General features: G+C 62.8%; 22 protein-coding genes. 16 read left to right on the top strand and 6 right to left on the bottom strand.

The genetic code is table 11. The features are described 5' to 3' along the window. Nucleotide 1: 1 nt before the first annotated feature. A complete protein-coding gene (locus tag L610_RS08185; RefSeq protein WP_246658966.1) occupies nt 2–634 on the bottom strand; it encodes a TetR family transcriptional regulator C-terminal domain-containing protein in 633 nt (210 codons plus the stop codon). A 218-nt stretch (nt 635–852) separates the two neighbouring features. On the opposite strand from L610_RS08185, the gene L610_RS08180 reads away from it, so the two are divergent. The 8 genes from L610_RS08180 to L610_RS08145 all read left to right on the top strand — a co-directional run bounded on the left by L610_RS08180 (nt 853) and on the right by L610_RS08145 (nt 9,535). Then, nucleotides 853–2,181, top strand: coding sequence for an aspartate aminotransferase family protein (locus L610_RS08180; RefSeq protein WP_144704147.1), 1,329 nt, complete (start codon nt 853–855; stop codon nt 2,179–2,181). Between the two features lie 75 nt (nt 2,182–2,256). After that, nucleotides 2,257–3,507, top strand: a complete 1,251-nt coding sequence (locus tag L610_RS08175; RefSeq protein ID WP_144704144.1) for a Zn-dependent hydrolase — start codon at nt 2,257–2,259, stop codon at nt 3,505–3,507. A gap of 69 nt (nt 3,508–3,576) precedes the next feature. After that, nucleotides 3,577–5,028, top strand: a complete 1,452-nt coding sequence (hydA, locus tag L610_RS08170; RefSeq protein WP_024846640.1) for a dihydropyrimidinase — start codon at nt 3,577–3,579, stop codon at nt 5,026–5,028. Between the two features lie 100 nt (nt 5,029–5,128). Then, nucleotides 5,129–5,920, top strand: coding sequence for an ABC transporter ATP-binding protein (locus tag L610_RS08165; RefSeq protein WP_144704141.1), 792 nt, complete (start codon nt 5,129–5,131; stop codon nt 5,918–5,920). A 246-nt stretch (nt 5,921–6,166) separates the two neighbouring features. Beyond that, complete coding sequence (locus L610_RS08160; protein WP_144704138.1) at nt 6,167–6,559, top strand: endonuclease domain-containing protein; 393 nt, start codon at nt 6,167–6,169, stop codon at nt 6,557–6,559. After that, complete coding sequence (locus tag L610_RS08155) at nt 6,556–7,437, top strand: ABC transporter permease (RefSeq protein WP_144704135.1); 882 nt, start codon at nt 6,556–6,558, stop codon at nt 7,435–7,437. Before L610_RS08160 ends, L610_RS08155 begins: the two co-directional genes overlap by 4 nt. After that, nucleotides 7,434–8,546: an ABC transporter permease gene (locus tag L610_RS08150; protein WP_144704132.1), complete on the top strand. Its 1,113-nt coding sequence runs from the start codon at nt 7,434–7,436 to the stop codon at nt 8,544–8,546. The genes L610_RS08155 and L610_RS08150 overlap by 4 nt, the downstream gene beginning before the upstream one ends. 23 nt (nt 8,547–8,569) lie before the next feature. Then, entirely contained in the window at nt 8,570–9,535 is a 966-nt protein-coding gene (locus L610_RS08145) for an ABC transporter substrate-binding protein (protein ID WP_024846636.1), read from the top strand. 60 nt (nt 9,536–9,595) lie between these two features. Here L610_RS08145 and L610_RS08140 read toward each other — a convergent pair whose 3' ends face one another. Beyond that, nucleotides 9,596–10,567: a helix-turn-helix domain-containing protein gene (locus L610_RS08140; RefSeq protein WP_246658965.1), complete on the bottom strand. Its 972-nt coding sequence runs from the start codon at nt 10,565–10,567 to the stop codon at nt 9,596–9,598. Between the two features lie 45 nt (nt 10,568–10,612). Here L610_RS08140 and pobA point away from each other — a divergent pair, with 45 nt between their 5' ends. The 5 genes from pobA to L610_RS08115 are packed head-to-tail and all read left to right on the top strand — an operon-like array spanning nt 10,613 to nt 14,630. Further along, nucleotides 10,613–11,782 (top strand): 4-hydroxybenzoate 3-monooxygenase, encoded by a 1,170-nt coding sequence (gene pobA, locus L610_RS08135; protein WP_144704129.1) that lies wholly within the window; start codon nt 10,613–10,615, stop codon nt 11,780–11,782. Between the two features lie 12 nt (nt 11,783–11,794). Next, the gene (pcaC, locus tag L610_RS08130) at nt 11,795–12,190 is read left to right on the top strand and encodes a 4-carboxymuconolactone decarboxylase (RefSeq protein ID WP_144704126.1); all 396 of its coding nucleotides are present in this window, start codon (nt 11,795–11,797) and stop codon (nt 12,188–12,190) included. Continuing rightward, entirely contained in the window at nt 12,187–12,942 is a 756-nt protein-coding gene (pcaH, locus tag L610_RS08125; RefSeq protein WP_144704123.1) for a protocatechuate 3,4-dioxygenase subunit beta, read from the top strand. Before pcaC ends, pcaH begins: the two co-directional genes overlap by 4 nt. 3 nt (nt 12,943–12,945) lie before the next feature. Next, nucleotides 12,946–13,560 carry a protocatechuate 3,4-dioxygenase subunit alpha gene (gene pcaG, locus L610_RS08120; protein ID WP_144704120.1) on the top strand — a complete coding sequence of 205 codons (615 nt, stop codon included), beginning with the start codon at nt 12,946–12,948 and terminating at the stop codon, nt 13,558–13,560. Nucleotides 13,561–13,571: 11 nt separating this feature from the next. Continuing rightward, nucleotides 13,572–14,630 carry a 3-carboxy-cis,cis-muconate cycloisomerase gene (locus tag L610_RS08115; protein ID WP_144704117.1) on the top strand — a complete coding sequence of 353 codons (1,059 nt, stop codon included), beginning with the start codon at nt 13,572–13,574 and terminating at the stop codon, nt 14,628–14,630. Nucleotides 14,631–14,752: 122 nt separating this feature from the next. On the opposite strand, the gene L610_RS08110 is transcribed toward L610_RS08115, so the two are convergent. The 4 genes from L610_RS08110 to L610_RS08095 form a co-directional block, all read right to left on the bottom strand. Next, on the bottom strand, nt 14,753–15,358 hold the full coding sequence (locus L610_RS08110) for a TerC family protein (protein ID WP_144704245.1): 606 nt from the start codon (nt 15,356–15,358) through the stop codon (nt 14,753–14,755). Nucleotides 15,359–15,579: 221 nt separating this feature from the next. Beyond that, on the bottom strand, nt 15,580–17,229 hold the full coding sequence (locus tag L610_RS08105) for a thiamine pyrophosphate-binding protein (RefSeq protein ID WP_144704114.1): 1,650 nt from the start codon (nt 17,227–17,229) through the stop codon (nt 15,580–15,582). Next, nucleotides 17,226–18,401, bottom strand: coding sequence for a CaiB/BaiF CoA-transferase family protein (locus L610_RS08100; RefSeq protein WP_144704111.1), 1,176 nt, complete (start codon nt 18,399–18,401; stop codon nt 17,226–17,228). The genes L610_RS08105 and L610_RS08100 overlap by 4 nt, the downstream gene beginning before the upstream one ends. Nucleotides 18,402–18,457: 56 nt before the next feature. Then, complete coding sequence (locus tag L610_RS08095) at nt 18,458–19,408, bottom strand: alpha/beta hydrolase (RefSeq protein ID WP_144704242.1); 951 nt, start codon at nt 19,406–19,408, stop codon at nt 18,458–18,460. Between the two features lie 185 nt (nt 19,409–19,593). On the opposite strand from L610_RS08095, the gene L610_RS08090 reads away from it, so the two are divergent. From L610_RS08090 to L610_RS08080, 3 genes are all read left to right on the top strand, one after another. Further along, nucleotides 19,594–20,628: an ABC transporter substrate-binding protein gene (locus L610_RS08090; RefSeq protein WP_144704108.1), complete on the top strand. Its 1,035-nt coding sequence runs from the start codon at nt 19,594–19,596 to the stop codon at nt 20,626–20,628. A 72-nt stretch (nt 20,629–20,700) separates the two neighbouring features. Further along, nucleotides 20,701–21,492 carry an ABC transporter ATP-binding protein gene (locus tag L610_RS08085; protein ID WP_024846624.1) on the top strand — a complete coding sequence of 264 codons (792 nt, stop codon included), beginning with the start codon at nt 20,701–20,703 and terminating at the stop codon, nt 21,490–21,492. Then, the gene (locus L610_RS08080) at nt 21,489–22,280 is read left to right on the top strand and encodes an ABC transporter permease (protein ID WP_144704105.1); all 792 of its coding nucleotides are present in this window, start codon (nt 21,489–21,491) and stop codon (nt 22,278–22,280) included. Before L610_RS08085 ends, L610_RS08080 begins: the two co-directional genes overlap by 4 nt. The last annotated feature ends 200 nt before the right edge of the window (nt 22,281–22,480 follow it).

Here is a 22,480-nt window from a genome sequence, read left to right as displayed (position 1 = left end):
CTCAGCGTGGCGGGCGCAGCCCTTCCAGGAACAGGTTTTCGAGGAATCTGGCAGCGTCGTCGAAGCGGCCGGCGCCGCCACGATCCGGCCCCAGCACCGCGCGCACCTGTACGTCGAAGTCCGCATAATGCTGGGTCGTTGCCCAGATTGCGAAGATGAGGTGATAGGGATCGACTGTGGCGATCTTGCCGTCGCGCATCCAGCGCTTCATGACGCGCGCCTTTTCGTCGACCAGCGTCTTCAGCTCGCCCTCGATCATCGGCATGATGCGCGGCGCGCCCTGCAGGATCTCGTTCGCAAAAAGCCGGCTCTCGCGTGGGAAATCGCGCGCCATCTCCAGCTTGCGGCGGATGTAGCCGCGCAACTCGCTGATCGGGTCGCCCTCATCGTCCAGCTCTCGCAGTGGGGCCAGCCAGGTGTCGAGCAGCCGCTGCATGAGCGTGACATGCATCTCCTCCTTGGAGCGGAAATAGTAGAGCAGGTTGGGCTTCGACATGCCGGTCGCTTCGGCGATCTGGTCGATGGTCGCGCCGCGGAACCCATGCTGCGAAAACACGTCGAGCGCGGCTTCGAGTATGGCCTCGCGCTTCTCGATCTGTATGCGCGTCCGCCGCTTTGGGGCTGCCGTCTCCAACCGCTTCTCCATTCCATCTGGCCCAATCCGCTGGACCAGTTTTACGCTCGCCTGTGGAGCGCTCCGAGCCATGCGCGATTGCGCTAGTAATAGCTTGACCGCCTTGATGGCGGTGCTAACGTTTGTCCAATCGGTCAAAAATAATGCGTAGCATAGCTGCGCCCGAAGAACCAAGCGTTGGCCGGAAAGAGTGGGAATTAAGAAGGGGTAGCTTGGTCATGTCCAACAGGCTTAACGTCGCGCCGAACGATCTCAGCGCATTCTGGATGCCGTTTACGGCCAACCGGCAGTTCAAGCAGGCGCCGCGTATGCTGGTTGCTGCGAAGGACATGCACTATAGTGCGTCTGACGGTCGCAAGGTGCTCGACGGTACCGCCGGCCTTTGGTGCGTCAACGCGGGTCACTGCCGCCCGAAAATCACCGAGGCGATCCAGCGCCAGGCTGCCGAGCTCGACTACGCGCCGGCGTTCCAGATGGGGCATCCGCTTGCGTTCGAGCTGGCCAACCGCCTGGTCGACATCGCTCCGGAAGGCATGGACCATGTCTTCTTCACCAATTCGGGTTCTGAATCGGTCGAGACGGCGCTCAAGATCGCGCTTGCCTATCACCGCGTCCGCGGCGATGSCAGCCGCACCCGCCTGATCGGCCGGGAGCGCGGCTACCACGGCGTCAATTTCGGCGGCATCTCCGTCGGTGGCATCGTCACCAACCGCAAGATGTTCGGCACGTTGCTCGGCGGCGTCGACCATCTGCCGCACACGCATCTGCCGGCCAAGAACGCGTTCTCGCGCGGCGTGCCGGAACATGGCGCCGAGCTCGCCGACGAGCTGGAGCGCATCGTCGCCCTGCATGATGCGTCGACCATCGCCGCCGTGATCGTCGAGCCGATGGCAGGTTCCACCGGCGTGCTGATTCCGCCGAAGGGCTACTTGCAGCGCCTGCGCGACATCTGCACCAAGCACGGCATCCTCCTGATCTTCGACGAGGTCATCACCGGTTTCGGTCGTCTCGGCACGCCGTTCGCGGCCGACTATTTCGGCGTCACCCCGGACATCATCACCACCGCCAAGGGCGTCACCAACGGCGTCATCCCGATGGGTGCGGTGTTGGTGAAGAAGGAAATCCACGACGCCTTCATGACCGGTCCGGAGCACCTGATCGAGTTCTTCCACGGCTACACCTATTCGGGCAATCCGATCGCATCGGCTGCCGGTATCGCGACGCTGGATACCTACAAAGAAGAGGGCCTGCTGACGCGTGGTGCCGAGCTTGCGCCGTACTTTGAAGAGGCGCTGCACTCGCTGAAGGATGCGCGCCATGTGATCGATATCCGCAACATCGGTCTCGTGGGTGCGATCGAGCTGCAGCCGCTGGAAGGACAGCCGACCAAGCGCGCGTTCACGGCCTTCCTCAAAGCATTTGAGAAGGGCGTGCTTATCCGCACCACCGGCGACATCATCGCGCTGTCGCCGCCGCTCATCGTCGAGAAGGAGCACATCGACCAGATCGTCGGGTGCATCCGCGACGTTCTGAAAGAGATCGACTAGCCGTCGATCTGGGAGGGGCCGGCGACGGGAACCGCCGGCTCTTCCGGATGAACATGAATGGGAGAATTGTGACCGATGGCAGCACCGGGCGAGAATCTGCGCATCAATGCCGACCGGCTGTGGGATTCCCTCATGGAGATGGCCAGGATCGGGCCCGGCGTTGCCGGCGGGAACAACCGCCAGACGCTGACCGACGAGGACGGGCAGGGCCGCCACCTCTTCAAGAAGTGGTGCGATGAAGCGGGCCTGACCATGGGCGTCGACAAGATGGGCAACATGTTCGCCCGCCGCGAGGGAACGGACCCCTCGCTGCCACCGGTCTATGTCGGCTCCCATCTCGATACCCAGCCCACTGGCGGCAAGTATGACGGTGTCCTCGGCGTGCTTGGCGGCCTTGAGGTCGTCCGCTCGCTGAATGATCTCGGGATCAAGACCAGGCATCCGATCGTCGTTACCAACTGGACCAACGAGGAGGGCACCCGCTTTGCCCCGGCGATGCTGGCCTCGGGTGTCTTCGCGGGCGTTCATGAGCTCGAATGGGCTTATGACCGCGTCGATGCCAAGGGAAAGCGCTTCGGCGACGAGCTTGAGCGCATCGGCTGGAAGGGCGACGAGGAGGTGGGCAACCGGCCGATGAAGGCGTTCTTCGAGCTGCACATCGAGCAGGGCCCCATCCTTGAGGACGAGGGTATCGACATCGGCGTCGTCACCCATGGACAGGGCCTATGGTGGCTGGAAGTAACGCTCACCGGCAAGGAGGCGCACACCGGCTCGACGCCGATGCCGAAGCGCCGCAATGCCGGCCTTGGGATGGCGCGTGTCACCGAGCTCGTCCACGAAGTCGCGATGGATTATCAGCCGGACGCGGTTGGCGCGATCGGTCATGTCGAGGTCTATCCGAACTCGCGCAACGTGATCCCCGGCAAGGTGGTCTTCACCATCGACATTCGCTCCCCCAATGCCGAGGTGCTGGGTGAGATGCGTGCGCGCATCGAGCACGGCATCGCCCAGATTTGCGATGCGATGGACATTTCCTTCGACATCGAGCCGGTCGGCCATTTTGAGCCGGTCACCTTCGACCAGGGTTGTGTGGAGGCAATCCGCAAGGCTGCTGATCGGCTCGGCTATTCGCATCGCAACATCGTCTCGGGCGCAGGCCATGACGCCTGCTGGATCAACCGCGTGGCGCCGACAGCAATGGTCATGTGCCCCTGCGTCGATGGTCTGTCGCACAACGAGGCAGAGGAAATCTCAAAGGAATGGGCCGCGGCGGGCGCCGACGTCCTGTTCCACGCCGTGGTGGAGACTGCGGAAATAGTGGGGTGATCTGAATCCTTTAAAATCCGATCTGAAGCTGCTCGTCAGAAGCGGCTCGAAAACAAGGGGAACTGAAGAATGACCAAAGTCATCAGGAACGGCACGGTCGTTACCGCGGATCGCACCTGGAAGGCCGACGTGCTGATCAAGGACGGCGTGATCGTCGGGATCGGCGGCGACCTGCACGGCGACCACGAGTATGACGCCACCGGCTGCTACATCATGCCGGGCGGAATCGACCCGCACACGCACCTCGAAATGCCGTTCATGGGCACCTATTCGGCTGACGATTTCGAGACCGGCACGCGCGCCGCTCTTTCGGGCGGCACGACGATGGTGGTCGACTTCTGCCTACCGTCCCCCGGCCAGTCGCTGCTCGAGGCGATCACCATGTGGGACAACAAGTCGACGCGCGCATGCTCGGACTACTCCTTCCACATGGCCATTACCTGGTGGGGCGAGCAGGTCTTCAACGAGATGCCGGAAGTGGTGAAGCGCGGCATCACCTCGTTCAAGCATTTCATGGCCTACAAGGGCTCGCTGATGGTCAACGACGACGAGATGCTCGCGTCGTTCCAGCGATGCGCAGAACTCGGGGCGCTGCCGCTCGTCCATGCCGAGAACGGCGACGTCGTCGCGGCGCTGTCGCAGAAGCTGCTTTCGGAAGGCAACAACGGCCCCGAGGCGCATGCCTATTCGCGTCCGCCGGAAGTCGAGGGCGAGGCGACCAACCGCGCCATCATGATCGCCGACATGGCGGGTGTTCCGCTCTATGTCGTCCATACCTCTTGCGAGCAGGCGCATGAAGCGATCCGCCGCGCGCGTCAGAAGGGCATGCGTGTCTTCGGCGAGCCGCTAATCCAGCACCTCGTGCTCGATGACAGCGAGTATTTCAACAAGGACTGGGATCATGCCGCGCGCCGCGTGATGAGCCCGCCGTTCCGCAACAAGCAGCATCAGGATTCGCTGTGGGCTGGCCTCGCCGCCGGTTCGCTGCAGGTCGTGGCCACCGACCACTGCTCGTTCACGTCCGAGCAAAAGCGCTACGGCGTCGGTGACTTCACCAAGATCCCGAACGGCACCGGCGGCCTCGAGGATCGCCTGCCGGTCCTTTGGACCTATGGCGTCAACACCGGCCGCCTTACGCCAAACGAGTTCGTCGCCGTCACCTCGACCAATATCGCCAAGATCCTCAACATGTACCCGAAGAAGGGCGCGATCGTTGAAGGGGCGGATGCTGACATCATCGTCTGGGATCCAAACCGCTCGAAGGTCATCTCGTCGAAGAGCCAGCAGTCGGTGATCGACTACAACGTCTTCGAGGGCATCGAGGTGAAGGGCCTGCCGCGCTTCGTCTTCACCCGTGGCGAATTGGTGGTCGAGGAAGGCAAGGTCGACGCTAAGCCCGGCCACGGTAAGTTCGTGGCCCGCGAGCCGCACATGGCCGTCAACAAGGCGCTCTCGACCTGGAAGGAACTCGTAGCACCTCGCAAGGTGGAGCGTTCGGGCATCCCGGCTTCCGGGGTGTAGGCCGCATCTCGCGCGTCCGACTGACTGCCGGCGCGCAAGCGCCGTTTCGCCAGACGAGGGCCGGCCGGCCCCGTCCAGCCAAGTTGAATACGGATCGAGAATGACGGCATCGCAAAACTCAGTAGTCGAAGCCAGGGGGCTGGGGCTTACCTTCGATACGGGCGACGGGCAGGTGCATGCCCTGTCGAACGTCAACCTGACCATCAACAAGGGCGAGTTCGTCTCGTTCATCGGCCCCTCTGGCTGCGGTAAGACTACGTTCCTGCGCGTGATCGCTGACCTGGAGCAGCCGACCGCAGGCACCATCACCGTCAACGGCATGTCACCGCGCGAGGCGCGCGAGCAGCGTGCCTACGGCTATGTCTTCCAGGCAGCCGGGCTGTTTCCGTGGCGGACCATCGAGCGGAACGTCGCGCTGCCGCTCGAGATCATGGGCTATTCGAGGGAGGAGATCGGACAGCGCATCCATCGCACGCTCGAACTCGTTAACCTGACGGGCTTTGAGAAGAAATATCCCTGGCAACTTTCGGGCGGCATGCAGCAGCGGGCGTCGATCGCGCGTGCGCTTGCCTTCGATGCCGACCTGCTCCTGATGGACGAGCCATTCGGTGCGCTCGACGAGATCGTGCGCGACCATCTCAATGAGCAGCTTCTGAAGCTGTGGGCACGGACCGAAAAGACGATCGGTTTCGTGACGCACTCGATCCCCGAGGCGGTTTACCTGTCGACCAAGATCGTCGTGATGTCGCCGCGCCCGGGCCGCGTAACCGACGTGATCGAGTCCGACCTTCCGCGCGAGCGGCCGCTCGACATTCGCGAGACCCCGGAATTTCTGGCCATCGCCGCCCGCGTCCGCGACGGCCTCAGGGCAGGGCACAGCTATGAGGATTGAGGTGCCTTCATACGCGGAGCGCGGTGTCGGGAGGTTTACCCCCACCCCTAACCCCTCCCCACAAGGGGGAGGGGAACGTTGGTACCCGTGGGGTGGCGGTGTGGTGTGCGCGGCGTTCAATTCGCCCGTGCGGTTTGAGTTCTCAGCGCATCCGCAAGTTGACGAGGGTGTGGCCCTGGCCCGAGCCGTATTGCAGCAAATTCCCCTCCCCCTTGTGGGGAGGGGTTAGGGGTGGGGGTATCAACGATGCCAACTGCCGCATCCAAAGCCGCCATCGCTCGCGCAAGGCGGCTGCGCCGCGAGATGACCGACGGTGAACGCAGGCTCTGGGACGAGCTTAGGCAATTCCGACGCTGGTACGGAATCCATGTCCGGCGGCAGGTGCCGGTTGGACCCTACGTGACCGATTTCGCGATCCACTCCCACAGGCTCGTCATCGAGGTTGATGGAGAACATCATTTCGAGCCGTTGCGTCAGGCACGCGACGCGGAGCGAGTCCATTGGTTGAACGCAGAAGGCTATCGCGTTCTGCGGTTTAACACTGGCGAACTCGAGATGAGCCTCGACGGCTGCGTGGAGGAAATTCTCCGCGCTCTTGGTGTGGCCCCCAATTCATTTGAGGAGGCGACCGTCCAATGACCGATCGCCTTCGTGACAAGCTGCTGCCAGTCACCGTCCTGCTGCTCGGGATCATCGCGCTCTGGTATGCCGGAGCCTATGCGATGAATGCGCCGTTCCAGCGTGATCTCGACCGGCGCGCGGGGGAGACGCCGGCTTTCTCCGAGTTCTTCGTGCGGACGATGACGCAGCCGAAGCCGACGCTGCCCGCTCCGCATCAGGTGGCGGAAAACTTCTTCGAAAACACCTTCCTGCGGAAGGTCACCTCCAGCCGCAGCCTCGTCTACCATGCCGGCATCACGCTCTCGTCGACGCTGGCGGGCTTTGCCATCGGCACTCTGCTCGGCATCCTGATCGCGGTCGGCATCGTCCACGTGACGGCGCTGGACCGAAGCCTGATGCCGTGGATCATCACCTCGCAGACGATCCCGATCCTTGCACTGGCACCGATGATCATCGTCGTGCTGGCTGCGGTCGGCATCACCGGGCTGATTCCGAAGGCGTTGATCTCGACCTACCTGTCGTTCTTCCCCGTCGCCGTCGGCATGGTGAAGGGTCTGCGCTCGCCTGATGTGCTGCATCTCGATCTCATGCGCACCTACAATGCGAGCCGCTGGCAAACCTTCTGGAAGCTGCGGCTGCCCGCGTCGGTGCCGTTCCTGTTCGCCTCGATGAAGGTGGCGGTGGCGGCGAGCCTCGTCGGCGCTATCGTCGGCGAGCTGCCGACAGGCGCGGTCGCAGGCATCGGCGCCAAGCTCCTCAACGGCTCCTACTACAGCCAAACCATCGACATGTTCTCGGCACTGGTCGCCGGCTCTATCGTCGCGGCCCTGCTGGTAGCAGCGGTCGGACTAGTTGGCCGGCTCGTCGAGCGCGGCATGGGAGGGCGACCGGCATGAGCAACTTTCTGCGCAACTGGCAGTCCGTTCTGGCGCTTGCTCTGGTCGTCACCTCATTTGCGTTCCTGCCTACCGTTTCGAGCGGGGCGGGCGGGACAAGCTGGCCGATCGTCCTGCTGCTCGTGGCGGGTCCCGTCGGAGGTGTAGCGCTTGGCAATACGGTCGCGGTCTCTGCCGTCCTGTTCATTGCTGCGCACGGGGCGGTCTGGCTGCTGCTCTCGGCATTGACGGACCACGCCGGTGGGGCAACTCCTTCATTCTGGCTGCTGCTGGCGGCCTCATGGCTGCTCGCCTGGCGGTTGGTCACCGTGCTGTCCACGGTTCGGACCAAAGACCGGCGCACCGACATCCTCCTGCGCCTCTTCATTCCGTTTTTGTTTGGCGCCTGGCTGCTGATCCTGTGGGAAGCGATTGTGCGCGGGGCGGGCATCCCGTTCGTGCTGCTGCCGCCGCCATCCGCGGTCGCCGCGCGCTTTGCAAACTCGCTGCCGATCCTGGCGGCGGACGTCAACCAGACGATCTTCAAGGCCGTGTTGTTCGGCTATGTCGTCGGCTGCGGGGCGGGGTTCCTGGCGGCAATCGTCGCCGACCGCTTCACCTTCATGCGGCGGGGCCTGCTGCCGATCGGCAACCTCGTCTCTGCGCTGCCGATCATCGGCATCGCGCCGATCATGGTGATGTGGTTCGGTTTCGACTGGCAGTCGAAGGCGGCGGTGGTAATCATCATGACCTTCTTCCCGATGCTCGTTAATACGGTCACGGGCCTCGCCGCTGCGGGGCACATGGAGCGCGACCTGATGCGCACCTATGCTTCGGGCTACTGGCAGACGCTGGCGAAGCTGCGGCTTCCGGCGGCGATGCCATTCATCTTCAATGCTCTGAAGATCAATTCGACGCTGGCGCTGATCGGCGCCATCGTGGCCGAGTTTTTCGGGACGCCTGTGGTCGGCATGGGCTTCCGCATCTCGACCGAGGTCGGACGCATGAATGTCGACATGGTGTGGGCGGAAATCGCGGTTGCAGCACTCGCGGGTTCCGTCTTCTATGGAGTGGTAGCCCTCGCAGAAAGGGCAGTCACATTTTGGCATCCGTCTATCCGCGGTGGTTAGACGTTCTCCAGAGGGTAAGAAGAATGAAGAAACTGATCGTATCTATGCTGGCGGGGGCGTTTTCCCTCGCCACTGCGCATGCCTGGGCGGCTGATCCGGTGACCCTGCAGCTCAAGTGGGTCGTGCAGGGGCAGTTCGCAGGTTATCTCGTTGCCAAGGACAAGGGGTTCTACGATGAGGAGAACCTCGACGTCACCATCAAGCCGGGCGGCCCGGACATCGCGCCGGAGCAGGTGATTGCCGGCGGCGGCGCTGATGTCGTCGTTACCTGGATGGCGGCAGCGCTCGCCGCGCGCGATAAGGGCGTCAACCTCGTCAACATCGCCCAGCCTTACAAGAAGGCGGGCATGCAGCTCGTCTGCCCGAAGGATGGTCCGATCAAGACCACCGACGACTTCAAGGGCCACACGCTCGGCGTTTGGTTCTTCGGCAACGAGTATCCGTTCTATGCCTGGATGAACTCGCTTGGCATTCCGACTGAGGGTGGCCCTGACGGCGTGACCGTGCTCAAGCAGTCGTTCGACGTGCAACCCCTGATCCAGAAGCAGGCCGACTGCATCTCGGTCATGACCTACAACGAGTACTGGCAGGTGATCGACGCCGGCTTCAAGCCGGAGGATCTCATTGTCTTCAACTACACGGAGATGGGCGTCGACCTGCTCGAGGACGGCCTCTACGTCATGGAGGAGAACCTCAAGGACCAGGCCTTCAAGGACAAGATGGTCCGTTTCGTCCGCGCCTCGATGAAGGGCTGGGCGTACGCCATGGAGAACCCTGAAGAGGCGGCCGAGATCGTCATGGACAATGGCGGCCAGGACGAGAACCACCAGGTCCGCATGATCGGCGAGGTGGCGAAGCTGATCGATACGCCTGATGCGAAGCTTATCGTGCCGGCCTACGAGCGTACCGCCAAGGCGCTGCTCGACCAGAAGATCATCGAGAAGGAGCCGTCTGGCGCCTACACGACCGAGATCACCGACGCGATGTAATCGCGGCTGGTCCGGAACTCGGAAGGGGCGGGCAACCGCCCCTTTTTCATTGGCGGGACGTCACTTGCCGAGCGCCTGCTTTCTCCGCTCAGCTTCACGGAAGGCGCCCGGCGTCATGCCGGTCTGGCGGCGGAAGAAGCGGTTGAAATAGGCGGGGTCCGAAAAGCCTAGGCCGTAGGCGATGCCCTGGATCGGCGTAGGTGTGAAAATCAGATCGCGACGCGCGGCCTCAAGCAGTTGCTGAGTGATGAGACCCAGCACCGAGTAGCCGGTTGCCTTGCGTGCGATGCGGTTGAGGTGTGTTGGCGAGACACCGATCGTGTCGGCATAGAAGCTCACCGGCTTGTGCGCGCGGAAGTTGGCCGCGATTAGCGTCGCCAGTGTCTCGACCCGTTCGCGGTCGCGATCATCGAGGCCGTCATTGGCCGCGCCCGCGGCATTGGCAGAGCGGACCAGGGCGACGATCGCGCCTGTCATGAGCGGTTCGAGCAAAAGCAGGCGGCAGTGGGCTCGTCCGGTGAGTTCCTCGAACAGCTTGCGTACACATTCGATCGCAAAGTTCGCATCCTTGTCCTCAGGAGAGGTCGGAATGATGCGAATTTCGGAGGCAAAAAGTGCAACCCGACGGTCGGCAGCGGCAAGCGTCTTCAGCCGGTCGCTGACGACCGTGAGCACCAGCCCGTCGACATCGCGCGAATAGGAAAAACCGTGGACTTCTCCCGGTGGAATAAATATCGCGCAGGGAGCCTTGAAGCGGCGGCTGCCATCGTCGCCCGTGATTTCGCCAGCACCGTCGCTCATAAAAAAAATCTGGAACAGCGCGTCGTGGCGGTGAGGCGAAATTTCCCAATTGTGCAGGTGCGTGCGCTCCGGGATCGTTTCGCAGTGAATCCAGAAATCCCCGGATTCCCCGTAGGCTTCACGATAAAGTCGATATGAGGGAACAGTCTGCGCCAACGATTTCATCCTGCAAGGTGTTCCGATAGTGCAATCGTTTGCCCGGAAAGTCCATTGAGAGGGTGACCGGCGCAACGGTATACAATCTTCACGCTGCAGCCACGAGGGAGGACAGCCAGCATGCGTACCCAGGTAGCCATCATCGGCTCCGGACCCTCCGGGCTTTTGCTCGGTCAGCTTCTCACCAACGCCGGCATCGACAACGTTATCCTCGAACGTGTCAGCAAGGATTATGTGCTCGGCCGTATTCGTGCTGGAGTCCTCGAAGAGGGCATGGCCAACATGTTGGTTGAAGCAGGGGCGGGCGACCGTATGCGCCGCGAGGGGTTGCCGCACGAGGGGTTCGACCTAACCTTTTCCGGCCGCCACCACCGGATCGACCTCCACAAGTTCACGGGCAAGCGCGTCGTCGTCTACGGCCAGACCGAGCTTACGCGCGACCTGATGGATTGCCGCGAAGCCTCCGGTGCCGTGACCGTCTACGAGGCGGCCAACGTCCAGCCGCACGATTTCGACGGCGACAAGCCATATGTCACCTACGAGAAGGATGGCGTTACCCACCGCCTCGACTGCGACTTCATCGCAGGCTGCGATGGCTATCATGGGCCGTCCCGAAAGGCAGTGGAAGGTAAGGGGCTCGAGACCTATGAGCGCGTCTATCCGTTCGGCTGGCTCGGAATCATCGCTGAAGTGCCGCCTGTCAGCCATGAGCTGATTTACTCGAACCACCAGCGCGGGTTCGCGCTTTGCTCGATGCGCTCGCACACGCGCAGCCGCTACTACGTACAGTGCTCGCTCGACGACAAGGTCGAGGACTGGTCGGATGAGCGCTTCTGGGACGAAATTCGCGCCCGTCTTCCGGCCGAAACGGCCGAGAAGATGACCATCGGCCCGTCGATCGAGAAGTCGATCGCGCCGCTGCGTTCCTTCGTGGCCGAGCCGATGCGCTTTGGCCGCCTGTTCCTCGTCGGAGATGCCGCGCACATCGTGCCGCCGACCGGCGCGAAGGGCCTTAACCTTGCCGCCAGCGACGTCCGCTACCTCTTCGACGGGCTGCGCGAGCACTACCTCGACAAGTCGGCGGCCGGGATCGACGCCTATTCGCAGCGTGCGCTACGCCGCGTCTGGAAGGCGGAGCGCTTCTCCTGGTGGATGACGAACACGCTGCACCGGTTCCCCGATGCCGGCGCATTCGGCCAGCGCATTCAGGAGGCCGAGCTCGACTACCTCTCGGGCTCGCTCGCCGCGCAGCAGTCGCTCGCCGAGAACTATGTCGGGCTGCCCTACTGAGCGGAGAAGCAGATGAGCGAGATTTCCAAGCGCTACGAACAGGGGATGAAGACGCGGCGCAGCGTCCTGGGCAATGCCCATGTCGACCGCGCCGAGGCGAACAAGACCCCGTTCGATGCGCCTTTCCAGGAACTGATTACCGAGGCGGCATGGGGACATGTCTGGTCGCGCGACACGATCACCAAGCGTGAACGCTCGATGATCACCATCGCGCTTCTGGCCGCCCTCGGAAATCACGAGGAGGTGGCGATGCATGTGCGCGCCACCGCCAACACCGGCGCATCCCGCGACGACATCATGGAGGCACTGTTACACGTCGCCATCTATGCGGGCGTCCCGCGCGCCAACCACGCGATCAAGATCGTCAAGCAGACATTTGACGAGATGGACAAGGAGAGAGAGCAATGAGCGATCCCATACGCTCCAACCGGCTGCCGGAGACAGGTCCGTTCTTCCAGCGCGACCTCGGCTGGCATCCCAAGGCATACACGCCTTGGTACAAGACCTCGATCGTGCGCTCGCCGCAGCGTGCCCTGCTGTCGCTGGAGGGCACGATTTCGGAGAACACGGGTCCGCGTTTCGGCCACAACATCATCGGTGAGCTCGACAACGACCTGATCCACAACTACGCCCGCCCAGGCGAGAGTGCGATCGGTCCGCGCATCATCGTCTACGGCCGTGTCCTTGACGAAAATGGTCGCCCGGTCCCGGGTGCACTGGTCGAATACTGGCAGGCCAATGCCGGTGGCCGCTACCGCCACAAGAAGGAAGGCTACCAGGCTGCCCTCGACCCGAACTTTGGCGGCTGCGGCCGTTCTATCACCGACGAGGAAGGCCGCTACTGGTTCCGCACCATTCAGCCGGGTCCGTATCCTTGGCCGAATGGTCCTAACGACTGGCGTCCGGCGCACATCCACTTCTCGATCTTCGGCAGCGGTTTTTCGCAGCGCCTGATCACCCAGATGTATTTCGAGGGCGATCCGCTGATCCCGCTGTGCCCGATCGCGCGCACGCTGAATGATCCGGAAGCCGTGAAGATGCTGACCGCGAAGCTCGACATGCAGGCGACCACGCCGATGGACAGCCGCGCCTACAAGTTCGACATTGTGCTGCGCGGCCGCCGCTCCACCTTCTTCGAGAACCGTCGCGAAGGAAACTGATACATGGTCCAGTCCCTCAACCGTCTGAAGGAAAGCCCGTCGCAGACCGCGGGCCCTTACGTCCACATCGGCCTGACGCCGAACTTCTGCGGCATCGAAGGCGTCTATCCGGAAGACCTCGGCGGCCGCATGGTCAACGAGAAGACCAAGGGCGAGCGCATCATCGTCACCGGCCGTGTCATCGACGGCACCGGCACGCCGCTCAAGGACGCGCTGATCGAGATCTGGCAGGCAGACGCCGATGGTCTCTACAACTCGCCGGCGGAACTGCGTGGCTCTGCCGACCCGAATTTCACGGGTTGGGGCCGTTGCCCGGCCGGCCAGGATGACGGCATCTTCAAGTTCGAAACGATCAAGCCGGGCCGCGTTCCGTTCTCCGACGGCCGCATGCAGGCGCCGCACATCACGTTCTGGATCGTGGCGCGCGGCATCAACCTCGGCCTGCACACCCGCATGTACTTCGGCGACGAAGAAGCGGCGAATGCGGAAGACCCGATCCTCAACAGGATCGAGCACCGCGTCCGCGTCCCGACCCTGATTGCCCAGCGTGAAGGGAATGTCTACACGTTCGACATTCACCTGCAGGGTGAAAAGGAAACCGTCTTCTTCGATATCTGACGCAGGACAACGTGAGCGCAGCCCCATTCGACCACCCGTTCCTGTCGGGCCTCCTCGGTGACGAGGAGGTTTCGGCACTCTTTTCCGCACAGGCCGATGTCGAGGCCATGATCTCGTTCGAGATCGCGCTCGCTGCGGCGGAAGCGGAAGCAGGAGTGATCCCGGCGGAAGCGGGGAGGGCGATCGGGGATGCGCTTTCGCAATTCGTGCCGGACATGGACGCTCTCCGCGTCGGCACGGCTCGCGACGGGGTGGTGATCCCGTCGCTGGTTGCCATGATGCGCAAGGCGGTCGGCGACACCTATGGCTCGAAGGTCCACTTCGGTGCGACCAGCCAGGACGTCATCGACACCAGCCTTGCCCTGCGCCTGAAGGCGCTTTCATCGGTTCTTTCCTCCCGTCTCAGTGCCGTCATCAAGCTGCTCGAAGAGATCGAGGCGCGCGACGGCTCCATCGAGACGATGGGGCACACCCGCATGCAGGCCGCCATTCCCGTGCCTGCCGCCCGCAAGATCGCGAGCTGGAAGGACCCGCTGGTCCGCCTTCGCGATAAGCTGGACGAGGCGACGCGGGGAGTTGCTGTTCTTTCCTTCGGCGGCGCTGCCGGCACGCTGGAGAAGCTGGGCGACGAGGGCGCCGAGGTGTCGCGACTTCTGGCACAGCGCCTCGGCCTCCAAGCTCCGGAGCGGGCACGCCACAGCGAACGTGACGGCGTCGCGGGCTTCGCATCTTGCCTGTCGCTGCTGACGGGCAGCCTCGGCAAGATGGGGCAGGACATTGCTTTGCTTGCGCAGAACGAGGTCGCCGAGATCAAGCTCGCTGCGGGTGGGGGCTCGTCCGCCATGCCGCATAAGGTCAATCCGGTTGGGGCTGAGACGCTCGTCGCGCTTGCGCGTTTCAACGCGACACTGGTTGCCGGCATGCACCAATCGCTGGTGCACGAAAACGAGCGCTCCGGCGCTGCCTGGACGCTCGAATGGATGCTCCTGCCGCAGATGGCAGTCGCAACTGCCACTTCGCTCCGCACAGCCGCGACGCTTCTCCCGGCGGTTTCGTTCAACCGCAAGTAACTGGCATCCACCCAGCTTCTGGCAGGCCGCGCATTGCGCGGCCTTTTTGTTTGCTCGGCTGCGGGAAGCGAAAAAAAAAGCCGGCTCGAAGGCCGGCTTTCTGATCAGTTCGTTGTAGGCTATCAGCCAAAGAGTCCCGGGAAGGACTCGGTGGCGCCGCGATAGATGAGATCGCAGGCGACATAGAAGATGATCGCAAGACCGATATAGGCGATCCAGCGGTAGCGCTCGAGCAGGCGCGCAATGAAGGACGCTGCCAGACCCATCAGGGCGATCGACATCGCCAGGCCGATGATCATCACGGTCGGATGCTCACGGGCAGCACCGGCGACTGCGAGAACGTTGTCGAGCGACATCGAGACGTCGGCTGCAACGATCTGCCAGATCGCCTGCTTAAGCGTCTTGCGCGGTGCCTTTCCGGCGATCTGACCGTCCTTGTCGAGGTCCTCGCCGTGCAGCGCCTCGTGGGCTTCATGTTCGTGAGCCGGCGCGCGGAGCTCGCGCCACATTTTCCAGCAGACCCAGAGGAGCAAGAGGCCGCCCGCGAGGAGCAGCATAGGCCCAAGCTGCAGCAATTCCGCAGTCACTGCCGCAAAGCAGATGCGCATCACGGTTGCCGCAATGATGCCGATCAGAATTGCCTTGCGGCGCTGGTCGGCCGGAAGACCTGCCGCTGCAAGGCCGATGACAACCGCATTGTCACCCGCCAGAACCAGGTCAATAGCCATGACCTGTAGGAGGACAATCCAGCCCTCCGCAGTTAGAAGTTCCGCCACTATCCCTCTCCGTTAGTCCGGGTCTCAAAATTTATTCGGCGCAAGCGCCCAGGACCCGACACGGGGTGGAACCGGCGGGCGCTTGTAAATGGGCACTTAACGTGTGCAGTTCAAGCGGGGTGCGCTGTTTTTTCGCCGCAATTTGCGTCCCGCGAGGGAAGGCGGTGCGCCGGCTATTTGCCGGCGCGGATGTCGCTGAGCGTTTTGGCCGGGGTAATGGCCTCGGGGTCCAGCTTGACCTCGATGATCGCCGGTTTGGCGCTCTGGCGCGCGCGGGCGAATGCCTCGGCGAACTGCGAGGTTTCCTCCACAGTCTCGCCATGGCCGCCATAAGCGCGGGCCAGTGCCGCGAAATCGGGGTTCGTCAGCATCGTGCCTGACACGCGGCCGGGATACTCACGCTCCTGGTGCATGCGGATCGTCCCGTAGATGCCGTTGTTGAGGATCACGACGATGATGGGCAGGTCGTACTGGATCGCGGTCGCGAATTCCTGGCCGTGCATCATGAAGTCGCCGTCGCCGGCCCAGACGATCACCTCGCGATCGCGGAAGATGTGTTTTGCCGCAACGCCCGCCGGCAGGCCGTAACCCATTGACCCAGAAGTAGGGGCGGCCTGCGTGTTGAAGCGGCGATAGCGGTGGAAGCGGTGCATCCAGGTCGCAAAATTGCCGGCGCCGTTGCAGATGATGGCGTCTTCCGGCAGCACCTGCTCGAGATGCTGCATGATCGGACCCATCAGCACCTTGCCGGGGCCGGTTGCCGGCGGCGTCGACCACTCGAGATAGTTCTGGTGAAGCTCCGCCGTCCGGTTCGCCCAAACGGGCGTGCGCGACGGCGCGGTTTCAGCGAAGGCGTCGGCAAAGCTCGACGGCGTCGCGTTGATCGCGACGGTCGGGCGGTAGACCCGGCCGAGTTCCTCCGGGTCCGGATAGACATGGACCAGCTTCTGGTCGGGGTAGGGGCTCTTCATCAGCGTGTAGCTTGACGACGGCATCTCGCCGAAGCGCGAGCCGATGAGCAGGATGAGGTCGGCGTCCTTGATGTATCTGGCGAGCTTCGGGTTGATGCCGATGCCGATGTCGCCGGTGTAGTTCGGGTGCAACTGGTCGCACAGTGCCTGACGGCGGAAGGAGCAGCCCACCGGCAGCGACCAACGCTCCAGCGCCGCGCACATCTTCTCCACGGCTTCCTCGGTCCAGCGGGTGCCGCCCAGGACGACGAACGGGCGCTCGGCCTTCTCAAGCAGCTCGATCATCGCCGAAATCTCGGCGTCGCCCGGACGCGTCTCAACCGGGGTATACGCCACCGGTACAACGGCCTCGACCTCTTCAGTCAGCATGTCCTCGGGCAGTGCGATCACAACCGGACCGGGGCGGCCGGACGTGGCGACCGCGAAGGCGCGGGTGACGAGTTCAGGAATGCGGCGGGCGTCGTTGATTTCGACGACCCACTTTGCAATCGAGCCGTAGAACGCCTTGTAGTCCACCTCCTGGAAGGCCTCGCGCTCCATCATGTCGCGTGCGACCTGACCGATGAACAGGATCATCGGGATCGAGTCCTGCGCTGCGATGTGGACGCCGGCCGACGCGTTGGTGGCGCCGGGCCCGCGGGTGACGAAACAGATGCCTGGCTTGCCGGTGAGGCGGCCGTAGCAATCCGCCATCATCGCCGCGCCGCCTTCCTGGCGGCAGACAACGGTTTCGATCTTCGAGTCGTGCAGGGCGTCGAGAACCGCGAGGTAGCTTTCTCCCGGAACGCAGAACAGCCGGTCGACACCGTTCACTTCAAGCGCGTCGACAATGAGTTGGCCGCCAGTTCTCATTTTCCGCTCCGTTCAAGTTCTGCAAGGATTTCATCAGTGTGCTGCCCCAGCCGCGGCGAGGGGCGGTCGTAGACTAGAGGCGTTTCGCTCATCACCATCGGCGCCCGTACCGAGGGGAGCTTGGTGCCGAAGCCGTCGTCGAGGTCGAGTCGCATGCCGCGCGCAATCGTCTGCGGGTCGGCAAAGGCGTCCGCGATCGTGTTGATCGGCGCCGCCGGCACCGCGACTTTTTCCAGTTCGGCCAGAAGTTCGTCACGCTTCCACTGCTGCGTCGCGGCGACAACGCGTTCGCGTAGTGCGACACGGTTGGTGACGCGCGCGGGGTTGGTGGCGAAATCCGGGTTGGTGGCGAGGTCGTCGAGACCTGTCACCTTGCAGAAGCGCTGGAACTGGCCGTCATTGCCAACCGCAAGAATGATGTGGCCATCGGCCACCGGCACCACCTCGTACGGGACAATATTCATGTGCGCGTTACCCATCTGGCGCGGCGCGACGCCCGAGACGAGGTAGTTGAGGTTCTGGTTCGCCAGCACCGAGATCTGCGTGTCGAACAGAGCCATGTCGATGTGCTGGCCCTCGCCGGTCTTCTCCGCGTGGCGCAGAGCGGCCTGGATGGCGATGACCGAATAGAGGCCGGTGAAGATGTCGGTGACGGCAACGCCAACCTTCTGCGGCTCGCGGCCTGGCTCGCCGGTAATCGACATCAGTCCGGCCATGCCCTGAATGATGAAGTCATAGCCTGCGCGCGGCGCATAGGGGCCGTCCTGACCGAAGCCGGTAATGGAGCAGTAAACGAGCTTCGAGTTGATCTTCTTCAGGCTCTCGTAGTCCAGGCCGTACTTTTTCAGGCCGCCGAGCTTGAAGTTCTCGATGAGAACGTCGGCGGTCGCTACCAGCTTGCGGATAGTTTCTGCACCCTCGGGCGTCGAGAAGTCGATAGCGATCGAGCGCTTGCCGCGGTTTGCGGCGTGATAGTAGGCGGCGGAAAGGTTTTCGCCGTCGGCTCCAGTGACGAAGGGCGGGCCCCATTTGCGGGTGTCATCGCCGCCGTCCGGATTCTCGACCTTGATGACGTCGGCGCCGAGGTCGGCGAGCAGCTGGCCAGCCCAGGGACCGGCGAGGATGCGCGCAAGTTCGATCACGCGCACGCCCGATAGAGGCGGTTGAGCCATGAATATTCGCTCCAGAACTAGTCGACCCGAGCACTACCAGACGACCGCAGGAAATGTCACGCCGAAGGGGTTGTGCCAGTGTTTGTGGCGACCATTTCCGCCCAGTCGGCGAACTTCTTCATGATGATGTTCTGATTCAACTCGTTGAGAGATTCGTGTCGCGTCTTCTCGTAAATGGTTGAAGTCAGATTCAAAAAGCCCATCCGCCGCATGCGGTCCTCGAGCCTGGTGACCGCCTTGCCGAAGTCTGTGGCCGGGTCCTCGTCGCCGCCAACGAGATTGATCGGGAGGTGGCGCGGAATCCGGGCGAGGGTTCGATCGTCCGAGCCGGCGATCATCATGTCGAATACAGCGTTCCACATGCCAATGGATGGTGCCCAGCCGCAAAGCGGATCGGCAACGTAGCGATCGACCTCGTTATGGTCGTGCGACAGCCAGTCGAACTCGGTCCGACCATCTGACACTTTTCGGGCCCAGTCGCGGAAGGTAAGACGCGGGAGAATGCGCGAGGGAACGTCGGAACCGAGCCTGAACTTTTCCCAGGCAAGCACGACCTTAGCGGCGAGGCCGAGGACACCGCCGGTGAAATTGCCGTTCCAAATCGCTGCTCCGGAAATGCGGCGCGGATGGCGGCTGACGAAGTTGAGCGCGATCAGAGCGCCCATCGAATGGCCGAAGACGATGACCGGCAGTCCAGGATATGCCTGCGCAATGTGCTCGTGGACTGCGAGCACATCGTCGAGTACGGCATCCATGCCTCGGGGGCCGAACGATCCCAGCGGCGCGCCGGGGGCACTCGTGTAACCATGGCCGCGATGATCGTGTGCAAATACCGCAAAGCCGCGTTCGGCAAGATACTTTGCGAACCGGCTGTAACGCGCCGAATGTTCTGCAAGACCATGATTGATTTGCACCGCCGCAACCGGCGATTCTTCAGGGGCAACTGAGTGAAGATTGACCTTCGCACCTGTTGGCGACAAGATGGTCTCGGGAGTGTCAAAAGCCATTCGATTTTCCCCGCCTGCGCGGCTCGCACTGCTTCTTCTACAGACTGGCAGTGGTCGCGGCAAAGGCATTGCGCCGAAAATTTAAGCAATTTATGCGTTTGCAAATTTCCTATGCAAATAGGACTTGCAATGTTTTTTCTGACCGGATTTGATGCCCTTCGTTGTTCATATCCGGGGTGTTCTACATGATTTCACGCAGGTTGTTCTCAATGGCAGCCGCCGGTCTTATGGCCGGGTCAATGCTGGGCGGTTTTTCGCTTCCGGCCAGCGCGCAGACTGACGTCGCATTCACGCTCGACTGGCGTTTTGAGGGGCCTGCGGCCGGATTCTTCTTGGCGCAGGACAATGGATACTTCGAGGCTGAAGGTCTTAACGTCAAGATCGATACCGGCGCCGGTTCGGTCGAAGCAATTCCGCGCGTTGCAACGGGCACCTACCAGATCGGTTTCGGCGACATCAACTCACTGATCAAGTTCCTCGACCAGGACCCGACCCAGAAGGTCAAGGCCGCGATGATGATCTACGACGTGCCGACATTCTCGGTCGTCGGTCGCAAGTCGCTCGGCGTGACGGAAGATCCGAAGTCGCTGGAGGGCAAGAAGCTGGGTGCTCCGCCGCCGGATGGCGCCTTCGCGCAGTGGCCGGCATTCGTTGACGTGGCCAAGATCGACACGTCGAACATTAAGATCGAAAGCATCGGCTTCCCGGTGCGCGAGCCCATGCTGGCGCAGGGCGAGGTTGACGCCGTCTTCGGCTTCGCCTTCTCGGTGATCCTGAACCTGAAGCAGCAGGGTGTCGCCGACGACGACATCGTGCCGATCCTGATGGCCGAGAATGGTCTCGACCTCTACGGCAACGCGATCATGGTCAACACCGACTTTGCCGAAGCCAATCCGGAAGTGGTGAAGGGCTTCCTGCGCGCTGTCGCCAAGGGCTTTGCTGATGCCGTCGCCGATCCGGAGGCTGGTGCCAAGGCCGTTCTCAAGCGTAACGACATTCTCGACCTGGACGTCGAGATCGAGCGCCTGAAGATGGCCAACGACATGAACATCAACACCGCCTACGTGAAGGAAAACGGTTTCGGCGGCATCGACATGGAACGCCTGGCTCGCTCGTTCGAGCAGCTGACCCTGTCGATGGGGCTGACCGGCAACGTCAAGCCGGAGGATGTCGTCGACCTGCAGTACCTGCCGCCGGTCGAAGAGCGCCGGTTCAAGTAACGGCCTCCTGAACTACCTGGCTCCCGTCGGCATGGCGGCGGGAGTTCTTTCTTCACGTGAGGCGAACAGCATATGACCCAGCCACTGGTTTCCATCGACAATGTCGACATGCGCTATGGCGGCGCTGGCGGCGTCCTTGCCGTGTCCGGCCTCACCCTGAACGTCCAGCGCGGCGAGTTCGCAGCGGTCGTCGGCCCGTCGGGTTGCGGCAAGTCCACCCTGATGCGCCTGGTCACCGGGCTGCACATTCCTCAGTCCGGGACGGTGGAAGTTGCCGGCACTCAGGTGACCAAGCCCATCTCCATCGTTGGCATGGCGTTCCAGAACCCGACCATGCTTCCCTGGCGCACCACCCTCGACAACATCCTGCTGCCGCTGGAAATCGTCGAGAAGCACCGCGGGCGCCTGCGCAAGCACAAGGCGGAGTATGTCGCCAAGGCCGAGAAGCTGCTGGAGACGGTGGGCCTCAAGGGCTTTGGCGAAAAATATCCGTGGCAGCTTTCGGGCGGCATGCAGCAGCGCGCCAACCTCTGCCGTGCGCTGATCCACGAGCCGGAACTGCTGATGCTCGATGAGCCGTTCGGCGCGCTCGATGCCTTCACGCGCGAGGAGCTGTGGCAGGTGATCCGCGACCTGCATGCATCCCAGGACGTCACCATCATCCTCGTCACGCACGATCTGCGCGAGGCGGTGTTCCTTGCCGACCGCATCTTCGTCATGAGCTCGCGGCCGGGCAGGGTGCTGCACGAGCACACCATAACCTTCCCGCGACCCCGCGACCTCGAGCTGATGTACACGCCGGAGTTTTCCGAGAAGGTTCATGAACTGCGCGGCGAGATCGCCGATGCGAGGCAGGCAGCATGAGTGCGAACGAAATCCGCAAGGGCAGCATCAACTGGGTCGGGCTGGCGCCGGTCATCTACACGATCGGCCTGTTCGTGATCTGGGAAGCGGCGGTCTGGATCTTCAATATCCGCCCGGTGATCCTTCCGGCGCCTTCCGCTATCGTCGAGGCGCTGATCAAGTACTGGCCGGCGATCCAGCGCAACTCGATCCAGACCCTGTTCACGACGACGCTCGGCTTTGGCCTCGCTGTGGTCGGCGGTCTGGCGCTGGGGCTGTTGGTGGGCTGGTCCCGTGTGATCTACGCCGGCCTCTATCCGTTGATGATCGGCTTCAACGCGATCCCGAAGGTCGCGGTCGTGCCGATTCTGGTGATCTGGTTCGGTATCGGCACGATCCCGGCGATCCTCACCGCATTCCTGATCGCCTTCTTCCCGATCGTGGTGAACGTCGCCACGGGCCTCGCCACCATCGAGCCGGAGACGGAGGACGTCCTTCGCGCGCTAGGCGCGAAGAAGATGGACATCATGATCAAGGTCGGTATCCCGCGCTCGATGCCGTACTTCTTCGGCTCGCTGAAGGTGGCGATCACGCTTGCATTCGTGGGTTCGGTGATTTCGGAGACCGTCGCGGCCAATACCGGCCTCGGCTACATGATGTCGGCGGCGCAGAGCCAGTTCAACGTGCCGCTGGTGTGGGCAGGCCTCATCATGCTCGCCATCGAAGGCATCGTCATGTACGCGTTGATGGCGTGGCTCGAAAAACGAATGACCGGCTGGGCGCATCGCAGCCAGCTCGGCAACGTCTGACAACAAGAACAGGGCATGCCAAAAGGAAAGGGCGCGGATTTCGGTCCGCGCCCTCAGACCACTGACAAACCCGCCGATTTTTTGGCGGGTTTTTCGTTGGGGCGGGATGACCGAGCGCAGGGGCGCTGCCGGKGCCTGACGAAGTGAAGATAATGAAGGGGCGAGAGGGCCTCATGCCCCCGCCAGGCACGGCTGGCGGG

The sequence above is a fragment of the Aminobacter sp. J44 genome (genome assembly GCF_007829415.1).
Lineage (GTDB): Bacteria > Pseudomonadota > Alphaproteobacteria > Rhizobiales > Rhizobiaceae > Aerobium.
This window is presented reverse-complemented; position numbering and strand designations above follow the sequence as displayed.

What these genes read in the sequence shown, in the direction of transcription:
- pcaC (WP_144704126.1), top strand. Translation starts at nt 11,795, where the DNA reads ATGAGCGAGATTTCCAAGCGCTACGAACAGGGGATGAAGACGCGGCGC.
- L610_RS08080 (WP_144704105.1), top strand. Translation starts at nt 21,489, where the DNA reads ATGAGTGCGAACGAAATCCGCAAGGGCAGCATCAACTGGGTCGGGCTG.
- L610_RS08095 (WP_144704242.1), bottom strand. Translation starts at nt 19,408, where the DNA reads ATGGCTTTTGACACTCCCGAGACCATCTTGTCGCCAACAGGTGCGAAG.
- L610_RS08175 (WP_144704144.1), top strand. Translation starts at nt 2,257, where the DNA reads ATGGCAGCACCGGGCGAGAATCTGCGCATCAATGCCGACCGGCTGTGG.
- pobA (WP_144704129.1), top strand. Translation starts at nt 10,613, where the DNA reads ATGCGTACCCAGGTAGCCATCATCGGCTCCGGACCCTCCGGGCTTTTG.
- L610_RS08110 (WP_144704245.1), bottom strand. Translation starts at nt 15,358, where the DNA reads ATGGCTATTGACCTGGTTCTGGCGGGTGACAATGCGGTTGTCATCGGC.
- hydA (WP_024846640.1), top strand. Translation starts at nt 3,577, where the DNA reads ATGACCAAAGTCATCAGGAACGGCACGGTCGTTACCGCGGATCGCACC.
- L610_RS08085 (WP_024846624.1), top strand. Translation starts at nt 20,701, where the DNA reads ATGACCCAGCCACTGGTTTCCATCGACAATGTCGACATGCGCTATGGC.
- L610_RS08105 (WP_144704114.1), bottom strand. Translation starts at nt 17,229, where the DNA reads ATGAGAACTGGCGGCCAACTCATTGTCGACGCGCTTGAAGTGAACGGT.
- L610_RS08165 (WP_144704141.1), top strand. Translation starts at nt 5,129, where the DNA reads ATGACGGCATCGCAAAACTCAGTAGTCGAAGCCAGGGGGCTGGGGCTT.
- L610_RS08160 (WP_144704138.1), top strand. Translation starts at nt 6,167, where the DNA reads ATGCCAACTGCCGCATCCAAAGCCGCCATCGCTCGCGCAAGGCGGCTG.
- L610_RS08155 (WP_144704135.1), top strand. Translation starts at nt 6,556, where the DNA reads ATGACCGATCGCCTTCGTGACAAGCTGCTGCCAGTCACCGTCCTGCTG.
- L610_RS08145 (WP_024846636.1), top strand. Translation starts at nt 8,570, where the DNA reads ATGAAGAAACTGATCGTATCTATGCTGGCGGGGGCGTTTTCCCTCGCC.
- pcaH (WP_144704123.1), top strand. Translation starts at nt 12,187, where the DNA reads ATGAGCGATCCCATACGCTCCAACCGGCTGCCGGAGACAGGTCCGTTC.
- L610_RS08100 (WP_144704111.1), bottom strand. Translation starts at nt 18,401, where the DNA reads ATGGCTCAACCGCCTCTATCGGGCGTGCGCGTGATCGAACTTGCGCGC.
- pcaG (WP_144704120.1), top strand. Translation starts at nt 12,946, where the DNA reads ATGGTCCAGTCCCTCAACCGTCTGAAGGAAAGCCCGTCGCAGACCGCG.
- L610_RS08090 (WP_144704108.1), top strand. Translation starts at nt 19,594, where the DNA reads ATGATTTCACGCAGGTTGTTCTCAATGGCAGCCGCCGGTCTTATGGCC.
- L610_RS08150 (WP_144704132.1), top strand. Translation starts at nt 7,434, where the DNA reads ATGAGCAACTTTCTGCGCAACTGGCAGTCCGTTCTGGCGCTTGCTCTG.